This is a genomic window from Pseudoalteromonas sp. SCSIO 43201 (assembly GCF_023716725.1).
GTDB lineage: Bacteria > Pseudomonadota > Gammaproteobacteria > Enterobacterales > Alteromonadaceae > Pseudoalteromonas > Pseudoalteromonas peptidolytica.
Window position 1 is genome coordinate 639,323 of sequence record NZ_CP072683.1, and the last position, 10,009, is coordinate 649,331.

General features: G+C 44.3%; 5 protein-coding genes. 3 read left to right on the top strand and 2 right to left on the bottom strand.

Annotated elements, in window-relative coordinates:
• Nucleotides 1-9: 9 nt before the first annotated feature.
• Complete coding sequence (locus J8Z24_RS02705) at nucleotides 10-2,805, bottom strand: TonB-dependent receptor (RefSeq protein ID WP_252095213.1); 2,796 nt, start codon at nucleotides 2,803-2,805, stop codon at nucleotides 10-12.
• Nucleotides 2,806-3,048: 243 nt separating this feature from the next.
• Between J8Z24_RS02705 and J8Z24_RS02710 the strand changes: the two genes are divergently transcribed.
• Together J8Z24_RS02710 and J8Z24_RS02715 are read left to right on the top strand one after the other, a co-directional pair.
• Nucleotides 3,049-4,263, top strand: coding sequence for a cation:proton antiporter (locus J8Z24_RS02710; RefSeq protein WP_252095214.1), 1,215 nt, complete (start codon nucleotides 3,049-3,051; stop codon nucleotides 4,261-4,263).
• A 174-nt stretch (nucleotides 4,264-4,437) separates the two neighbouring features.
• Nucleotides 4,438-6,102 carry an alkaline phosphatase gene (locus tag J8Z24_RS02715; protein WP_176033879.1) on the top strand — a complete coding sequence of 555 codons (1,665 nt, stop codon included), beginning with the start codon at nucleotides 4,438-4,440 and terminating at the stop codon, nucleotides 6,100-6,102.
• A 17-nt stretch (nucleotides 6,103-6,119) separates the two neighbouring features.
• Here J8Z24_RS02715 and J8Z24_RS02720 read toward each other — a convergent pair whose 3' ends face one another.
• Nucleotides 6,120-9,104 (bottom strand): bifunctional diguanylate cyclase/phosphodiesterase, encoded by a 2,985-nt coding sequence (locus tag J8Z24_RS02720; protein ID WP_211091545.1) that lies wholly within the window; start codon nucleotides 9,102-9,104, stop codon nucleotides 6,120-6,122.
• A gap of 438 nt (nucleotides 9,105-9,542) precedes the next feature.
• Between J8Z24_RS02720 and mraZ the strand changes: the two genes are divergently transcribed.
• Nucleotides 9,543-10,001, top strand: a complete 459-nt coding sequence (mraZ, locus tag J8Z24_RS02725; RefSeq protein WP_125251058.1) for a division/cell wall cluster transcriptional repressor MraZ — start codon at nucleotides 9,543-9,545, stop codon at nucleotides 9,999-10,001.
• Nucleotides 10,002-10,009 lie beyond the last annotated feature (8 nt).

Here is a 10,009-nt window from a genome sequence, read left to right on the forward strand (position 1 = left end):
GAATTGGTACTAAAATTGGTAGTTAATGCCGACCATGCCGCGGATACCATAGTATTCCACCTGTAATGGACGACCTTGCTCACCTTGGTAGTACTGCAATGCTTCATTGGTGAGGTTACTTAGCTCTAGGTAAACTAACGTTTGTTCGTTAAGTTGGTATGACGTTGTAAAGTCGACGCTGGTATTGGCGCCATAGTAGCTATCCGATTGGCTATCGCCGCCGTGCTCTTCGATATAAGCACCTTTATGATTCAGCGCTATTCGAGCTGCAAAGCGGGTGTCGTCGTAATACAGCGTAAAGTTGTAAAGCTCATTGGCCTGACGTGGAATGGCCACTTTTTCTGTGCGCTCTGGGATCTGCATTTCAGAATCCATAAAGGTCGCATTGGTCATTACCCCAAAGTTACTCAAACTGTCAGAAATAAAACCAAGGTCGCGGTTAAATGCCAGCTCAATGCCCGCAAGCCAAGCGCTATCGCCGTTTTCAGGACGGATGATGGTCACGCCTTGCTTGTTGTTGTAATTGCCAACGCTGGTAGCTTGGAAGATTGGGTCTTGGATATCTTTGTAGAATACCCCCGCAGAGACTAAGCCAACGCGGTCAAAATAATATTCCACCATCAAGTCGAGGTTATTTGAGTAGGTAGGGTCGAGCGCTGGATTTCCTGAGTTAAGCTGGTTGTCCTGCTCAAGGTAAGTTGCGCCTGGTGTTAATGAGCCAAAGTCAGGACGGGCAAAGGTGCGAGTTAGTGCTATGCGATAATTGGTATCGTCATTGGCGCGATAGGTAACATGTAGTGCAGGTAAAATTGACCAATAATCATTGCTGTTGGTGGTATCAACAACTTTGTCTTCGTCGGCTAAGTAGGTGTACCCAGACACTTCGGTATCAGTGCGGGTAACGCGTAAGCCGCCTAATACTTCCCAGTTGTCGCTGGCTTGGTAAGTTGCCATACCGTAGAGCGAGGCGTGGGTTTCTTCAACATCAAAGTTTCTGCCCAGCGCCCCACCGTTGCTGATGAGTGCTGATTCACCTACATCTAGCTTGAACTTATTGCGATTTTGCGTCCAAAACTGAGCAAGAGCATCGGTGGAAGCCACTTGTGATAGCTGCGTGCGATAATCAAACTTGGCTTCGCTTAAGTAATCGCTGCGACCGGGTTGAGCGCTTAAGGCAAAGTCTGCAAGCGTTGGCGCTGCGCCAAATTGTTCGTTGTCCCACGCGTAAAACTCATCGGCAAAGTCAGCTTTACGGACTTTGTCACGGTATTTTGCCCCAAACTTAACGGCTAGCTGGTTATTGTATTGCCAGTCAAAGTCGGCATTAGCGACGAGTCTGTCTTTTTCGTTGACGTAGACCTTGTATAGCTCAACCCAAGACAAGCCCGTTTTGCTTGGATCGAGTGTAAAGCCCGAGGGGAAGTGATTACTTATGGCGTTCCAAGGGTTACTGCCGCCGTCTACTTGGTTGTAGGCATAATTTTTACCGGTATCGCGGTCTTCAAGTCCAACATATCCCACATTTTTTTGATCAAAACGGGCGACAAAATAGCTGTTGTCTTCACTGTTGGGTTTGTCGCCATAGCGGAACTCATTTTCGTACGTGGCTAGTTGCCAAGAGAGCGTTTTATCAAAGCCAAAGTCATGTTCACCCACAATTTCAAAGCCTTGCATTTCGGTGATGAGTTCGTTGCGAATATGCTGCAGTTCAGCACGGTCTTTATCAAAACGCAGCCTGTGCTTATAGTGGGTTTCATCGTCAATTAGTGTGCCATATAGCGCGCTGGCGCTGAGCGTGCCGTTTTCAAGTTGATATTCCAGCGAGCCATTTAAGCCGTAAGTTTCACGGGTTCCGGTATAATCACGCAGCTCTAAACGGTAAATGCCTAAGCCATCGTTACCTCGGCGCGGCTCATAGTTATCGGTTGCCCAATCACGCTGCCACGCTGTGGCGTTAATGATAAAACCTAGCTTGTCGTCGAGTAGGCGGTCGCCATACACCACATTGGCAGAATAGTTTGTGCCATCGGCCAGTTCGTTTTGGCCCACAGCGAAGTTGGTTTTGAGAATAAAATCATCAGCGCCTTTTTTGGTCACGAAATTAACATTCCCGCCAATCGCATCACCTTCCATGTCAGGAGTGATAGCTTTAGACACTTCCACAAACTCAATCAACTCGCTTGGAAAAAAGTCGAACGCAGTGGCGCGGCTGGTGGTTTCTTCTTCTGCGGTTGGAAGGCGGTTACCGTTGATGCTGGCCGAGCTCCATTGTGACGGTAAACCACGCACTGCAACAAAGCGGCCTTCACCTTGGTCACGCTCTATCGACACACCTGGAATACGTTGCACGGCTTCAGCGGCATTTCTATCTGGTAATTTACCAATCCCATCGGCAGAAATGATACTTTTGATATTACTAGCATTTTTTTGGTTATTTGCTGCGGCCATTGCGCCACGGAAGATTTGCCCAACCGTGACCACTTCTTCCATCGTTTGTTGTTGGTTTAATAAGATTGGAGACAAGGTAGTGACTTTGCCATCAATCACCTCAACCTGAAGCTCAGTTTCCTGATAACCCATATATTTCACCACTAGGGTGTAGCGACCTGCTTCCAGTTTTGGTAGTTCAAAGCGACCACGATAATCAGATACAGTGGAAGCATCTTGGCCTTTGACCGAGATAACAGCGCCAGACAGATTACTTTGTGGGTCTTTTACTACACCAACGAGTTTACCTGTCGCAGCATATAAGCTGGGACTGGTGGTGAGTAACACGGCAGCTGCGATTTGGGTGAGTTTTTTCATTGCTCTTTTCTCAAAAGTTTGGGTTAAGTTTTCTGGTCTAGTCCAGTTTGTTGCAGATAGAGTAATGACGGTTTTTTACAGTCCGATGACATAAAGATTAAAAATTAACTAGCGCCGGCTGCTCTTGAGTATTTAGTACGTTTTATAGGAAATAGGAGGTTGTTATTAGATGTTTGGCTTAACTGAATAAGGTTTGTCATACTCGCGTTATCAGCAACCGGTTTTCAGTAAAGGAATAGCAACGTGATTTATGCTTTGATTGCGGCGATTGGACTTTCTCTTTTTATCTATAGCATCACAGCTAGACAACTAGATAGGGCGGAGCTCACCGCCCCGATGTGGTTTATGCTAACCGGTGGAGTTATCGGGTTAGCGCTTGGTAATACTGAGGATGGACAGCAGGCATTCGCTGTTGATATTGATGGTTTACAAACACTGCTGCCAGTTATTGAGCTGACGCTTGCGATTTATCTATTCTCCGATGCTGCAAAAACACGACTACGGGTGCTATCCCACAGTTTCCAGCTACCAGTTAAATTATTGCTCGGGCTGCCATTAACCATGGTATTCGGTGCTTGGATAGCTCATGAGCTGTTTCAGTTATCTTGGTTGGCTTGCTTTTTAATTGCGGTAATAATCACTCCAACCGATGCCACTTTATGCAAAACCTTCATTCAGGATAAGTCTGTGCCCACCAGATTACGTGAGGCAATTAATGTAGAAAGTGGCCTAAATGATGGCCTATGTATTCCGGTATTTCTGTTCTTACTGGGAGTGTTAGCTGAGCGAACGCAAGCGACAACTGAATCATTTGCTGGGATTTTTATACGAGAAGTAGGGACTGCACTTGTTGTCTCGGGGTTACTGACCGGGGCGATCATTTGGTTACTTAAACGTGCCTATCAACATCATTTTTTTGCGTCTAAAACCAGCCCTTTTCTCTTTGTTGGTATTGCTTTTTTAGTTTTCTCGGTAACCCAAGTACTGCATGGCAGCGGTTTTATTGCTGCATTTGTCAGCGGTTTGCTGTTTGATAAATATTATCGTGATGCGTTTAAAGATCAGCTTATCGAGGAAGGGGAACACCTCGCTGAATTTGCGGCTTTTATCATTTGGATTGTGTTTGGTTTGTCGGCCAGTGTGGTGCTTTTGGCAGTCACAGAGTGGCAGGTTTGGGTGTACGCAGTGTTGGCGACCGCCTTATTTAGATTGCTCCCAGTATACCTTTGTTTATTAGGTGGTGATCTGACAACCAAAGAGCGTTTTACTTTAGCATGGTTTGGCCCTAAAGGCTTGGCGTCGGTGGTGCTAACCTTAATGCTACTCAGCGAAGAGTTGCCAAATGGTTTGCTAATTACTCAAGTGGCGATGGCAACGGTGTTGCTGAGCATTTTTGTATTTGGGCTATCTAGTCGACCCATTTCTAAATTATTTACCAGTACTTTAGGCAGAGAGTGATGACTCTACATCATGAAAACTATACAGAGTAACTTCGCGCCAAACTGTATTGTTATATTATAACTCATTGTAAAGTAATATAATTTTTGTCACTTTGCTGAAATAAAAAAGTCATGTAACGCGCCTAGACTGTGCCTGCCTTACAGACAAATATTACGTTTCAGGAACAGTACAATGAATAAAAAGTTACTTACAGTTGCTATCTCTGCAATATTACTTACCGCGTGTGATGACGATACTAAAACCGTTGAGGTGATCAAAGAAGTTGAAGTCATCAAAGAGGTTCCAGTGCAAGAAGTGACACAAGTAAAGAATGTGATCCTTATGATCGGCGACGGTATGGGACCACAGCAAGTTGGCTTACTTGAAGAATACGCTCAGCGCGCGCCAAACTCTACTTATAAAAATAAAGGCAACCAAACAGCGCTTTCTAAACTTGCTGCGGGTGGTCATTTGGGTCTATCGCTTAATGCGCCGCATGGGGCAACAGGCAGCCTTGTGACTGATTCCGCTTGTTCTGCAACACAGTTAGCTACAGGCATTGCAGCTGGCTCTGAAATGATAGGTCTTGATGCCGAAGGTAATAAAGTTGCAACTATCTTAGAAAAAGCTAAAGCAGCCGGTAAAGCAACAGGTCTTGTGTCTGACACCCGTATCACTCATGCAACACCTGCGGCTTTCGCCGCACATATGCCGCATCGTTCTTATGAAGCAGAAATCGCCGAACAGTTGGTACGTTCAGGCAATGTTGATGTGATGCTATCTGGTGGTGCGCGTGTATTTGTACCAAAGAGTACACCAGATAATGCAGAGCTTAAAGCTCAGTTTGATGCGCTTGGTATGCCAAGTAGTGTGTATAAAAAATCAAAGCGTGGTGATGAAACAAATCTCGTTGTTGAAGCAAAAGAGCAGCACGGTTATGGCCTTGCTTTTGATAAAGCACAGCTAAATAGTTTGGAAGGTGAGAAAGTACTTGGTCTATTTGCAAACTCAGGTATGAATGACGCCATTGCTTATAAAGCTTGTCAACAAAACGACAGCTGTACACAGCCTTCACTAAAAGAAATGACAATTAAGGCTTTAGATATTTTATCTAAAGATGAAGATGGCTTTTTCTTAATGATTGAAGGTGGTCAAATTGATTGGGCGGGTCACGCAAACGATGCGGGTTGGATGTTAAACGAGCTGCTTAAATTTGATGAAGCTGTTGAAGCTGTGCATGAATGGGTAAAAGACCGTAACGATACACTAGTCGTTGTGACTGCAGACCATGAAACGGGCAGTTTTGGTTTTAGTTATTCAAAGCATGAGCGACCAGAAGCACAGACGCTGTCTGGTGATGGTATGTATGTTAACGGTGTTGCAAAAGAATATCACCCCAAGTTTAACTTTGGCCCACTTGCGCAATTAGACAAGCTTTACGCACAAACGGGCACCTTCTTCGATATTCTAGCGGCAGCAGCTCCAGATGAAGCCTATGAGAATGTGTCTGGCTCAACGTGGCAAGCAACAATTGCAGATATGACAGCGTATACAGTGACGCTAGATAACGCGGCAAAAGTTGGTCAGAGCGTATACGATGAAAATAGCGCGGATATGATCCCTGCGTTTGAAGACTTTAGTGATTTCTATGTGTATGCGAAAGAAGACTATACAGGTAAAATTGCACGAGCGCTTGCGTCAGAGCAAAACGTTGTTTGGGGCACGGGCACCCATACCGCTGCCCCTGTCCCTGTTTATGCTTATGGCCCGCAAGGGGTAACTAAGCAATTTTCAACGATGCAGCATCACGTTGATATTGCTAATAAAATGATGGCTGCGCTTGGTTTAACTGAATAAACCAAGCCCAAAAGTCATTAAGCCACAGCTATGTGGCTTTTTTCTGTCATTAAGGCCAGAAACTCATTTTGTGGTAGCGGCTTTGAATAGTAATAGCCTTGACCAAAGTCGCATCCTGCTTGTTTTAGCAGTTGATGTTGAGTGGCTGTTTCGACGCCTTCAGCAATAACACGTAAGCCCAATCGATGTGCCATTAGAATGATGGTCTCACAAAGTGTTAAATCGTCTTCATTAGTGGCGATACTGTCCACAAAGCGCTTATCTATTTTTACAAAATGGCAATCTAATTGTTGTAAATAAGCCAAAGAAGAATAACCGGTGCCAAAGTCATCAAGTGCAAATTGAAAACCATGTTGTTTTAGTCGCTCAACACGTTGCTTAGTACGACTATCATTATGCAGCATCATACCTTCAGTAACTTCGAGCACGACTTGCTTTGCAGCGATGTTTAACGTGGTTAATTTGTCATGCCAAGATGCAAGTGTGCAGTTTTTCGCGGCAAATTGTACCGGAGATACATTAATACTTATTTGGGTATCATGACCTAAGTGCTGTAACTGAGTCAGGGTATCCAGTGATTGTGTGAAAGCAAAATCACCAATATTGTGAATTAATTGGGTTTCTTCAGCTAAGGGAATAAACTCAGCTGGGCTTACCATACCTTGCTCAGGATGACGCCATCGTATCAGTGCTTCTGCTTTTACAATATGGTTGTCATGCAATGACACAATCGGCTGATAGTGCATTTCAAACTGGCTGTGATTGAGCGCTGTTCGGATACCTTTAAGCATTTGCATTCTTGATTCTGCTACTTTTCGCAAAGTATCATCAAAGATGACATAGCCGTTGCGGCCTTGTTGCTTCGCTCGATACATTGCTTGGTCGGCGGCTTTTAATAGTGACTCAGCGCCATTACCGTCGTTTGGGGTCGCGGCAATTCCAATACTCGCAGTAATGTGGCACTGCTCATCTTGGATCTCAAATGGCTGTTTTAATGCGGACTGAATTTGCGCGGCGAGTGCCTTACACTCGGTTTTATCCTTATCATCAGGTAGGACAAACACAAACTCATCACCACCAATACGTGATAAAAACGCCTGCGGCGAGATTTTTTTGAGCCGCTCGGCCACGGATTTTAGTAATAAATCACCGTAATAGTGACCTAAAGTATCGTTAATATCTTTAAAATTATCGAGATCTAGTAGTAATACAGCCGTGCGTCGTTTGCTACTATTAACTTGCTTTTTCAGGTGCTTTTTGAGGCCAACGCGATTGTGCAGATCTGTGAGTTCGTCAAAATGCGCCTGTCGCCAAATTAGCGCATCTTTTCGTTTTATTTCTGTAATATCGGTGAAAATAGCAACACGACGGTAGATCTCTCGATTCTTGTCATAGACACTGTCGATGGTTAACCACTCGGTATACAGTTCACCATTTTTCTTGCGATTAACGATTTCACCTTGCCAGCGACCATGTTCATTTAATTGTTTCCACATAAGTTTATAGAAGCTGTGATCATGCTGCCCAGAGCTTAGTATGGAGGTAGATTTACCTAATACTTCTGCACGGGTGTATCCTGTCACTTTAGTAAATGCAAGGTTAGCGTCTAATATAAAGCCATTAGCGTCGGTAATTATCATGCACTCGCTACTGTTATTGTAAACTAGCGCCGCCAGATTTAAGGCTTCTTCTTGGTGTTTACGCTGACTAATATCACGAAAAATAAGCAGGGCTTGAGGGTGTGACTCAATCGCACACAGGCGACACTCAACAACTTGATTGGCTGTGGGGGAAAACTCCAGTTGTACGTAGGTGTCATCGTTTAACATCGCGAGCTCTGCACAGATCCTCTTGTATATATGCTCGGGCAACAGTGCCTCTAGGGTGTGAGCACCATCTGTGTAAGCACCATATCGAGACAAAATTTGTGCGTGTTGGTCTAGGCGTACATAACTATCTGGTAAGGCATTAATCAACGCTCTGACTACCGCGAGTCTGTGGTTGGCGTTATCTTCTGCGGCTAGCCTCGTTCTTGCCATGTGTGCAAAACGTTCAGCAATATGCTCAAACTCACTCGGTACTTTTGTAGCTTCAAAATCAGAGTCTTGTTTACCGGATTCTAATTTGGCAATTGCGTGCGTTAAAGTCCGTAATGGTTTAAGCAGTTGCTGTTTTAGCTGCCAATGTGTTTGCCAAAATAACAGGGCGACCACCGAAAAGAAAATCCCCAAGAATATGGCAAAGCGGTTGTCAATCTTGCTTAACTGAGATTCAAAATCAAAACTAAAATAAATTTGTAAAGCGCGGCCGCTGCTATCTAAAGGTTGTTTAACATAGACTAAGCGGTTGCCTTGTGGCGTTTTAAGTAAGGTTGCTTGCTGTTGCAAATTGCGAGGCCAAGCTGTACTTACAGCGCGACCAAGCTCAGCCTTAGAGGCTGGGTATTGTGCAATGATCTGATCTTTTGCATCAGCTATCATAACGCGCGTCCCAACAGGCAAAGGTAGTTTTGCAAGGGTTTGACTCCAATGAGTCAAGCCTTTTACGGCAACGAGCATAAACAAAAACTGCTGTTGTTGATCATAAATAGGCAGTGCAAAGTTCACGGTAGCGCGCTGCATGCTTCTGTCTATCTGGTATTCACCGACACTGAATTTGGCGGTGCGCATGGCCGCTTTAAAATAGCCTCTGTCAGCAATATTAATGGCACCTTGTCCGGTTTGGTGCGTGGTACAGAGAACATCTCCTTGGGCGTTGACTATGCCTAGGTTCGCCAAATTTGGGCTGAGAAGCATCGCATGATACAAAAGGGCAGGGCAATTGCCATTGTCTACTTTAAGGTGGTCAATACGAGTCGATAATTGCTGCAACACAAGTTCTGTATCGGCAAGCTCTACCTGTTGGATAGCCGCAACCTGCTTAGCATAATGTAAAGCTTGTTGTGACTGTTGTGTTAACGCCTGCTGACGTTGCTCACATAATAAGAATAAAATAATGATCAAACATGGTAAGCAGAGTAGAACAAGTAAGCGATAAAATCGAAACTTTATTGAAGAATTTAGAATAATCCCACCTGTGGAGCTGATCAAAGAGCGCGAATGATACCGAATCCAAAGGGGACAACCAAGCAAATTTGCATAAATAATTCACTGTTTTTGGGACTGTCACGCTCTCCTTGAAGTTAGGAATTTTTAATTTCTAATTTTAAAGTATGAGATGATTATCAAGTCAAAATTATTGGTGTTTTTTCTGTTCTCCACTTTTTTCCACCAAATTCATGATCTTCCACAAATCCCGCGATTTTTCTGGCTTGCAAAGGTGTTAAAGGTACCGACTTAGCTTGACAAAAGTGCTTGTCAAGCCCTAGACTGTTCTTCTGTGGTAAAAAGTGGGTTTTAGTGGATCAAACTGGATCAGCCAACTTATAAATAGGGTCACTCATGTTTCGAGGTGCAAGTTCGCTAGCTTTGGATGACAAAGGGCGCTTTGCGGTACCAACCAAGTACCGTCAACCGCTGCTGTCTGAAGCTCAGGGGACGGTTATTTGTACTATTGCGATCAATGAACCTTGTTTGTGGCTTTACCCACTCACCGAATGGCTAGAAATTGAGACCAAATTAAGTCGCATCTCTAACACCAATCCCAGAGTAAGGCGCTGGCAACGCATGTTGCTCGGTCATGCTACAGAATACCAACTAGATAAAAACGGCAGAATTTTATTAGCTCCGGCACTACGAGCACATGCACAGCTTGGGAAAAAAATTATGCTAGTTGGATTGCTAAATAAATTTGAAATTTGGGATGAAGAACGCTGGTATCAGCAAATGCAAGCAGATACTGAAATTGAACATTCAGGAAACTTTGAGGAAAGCCCTGAATTGGAAAACTTTTCCTTGTAGGGGTAGAT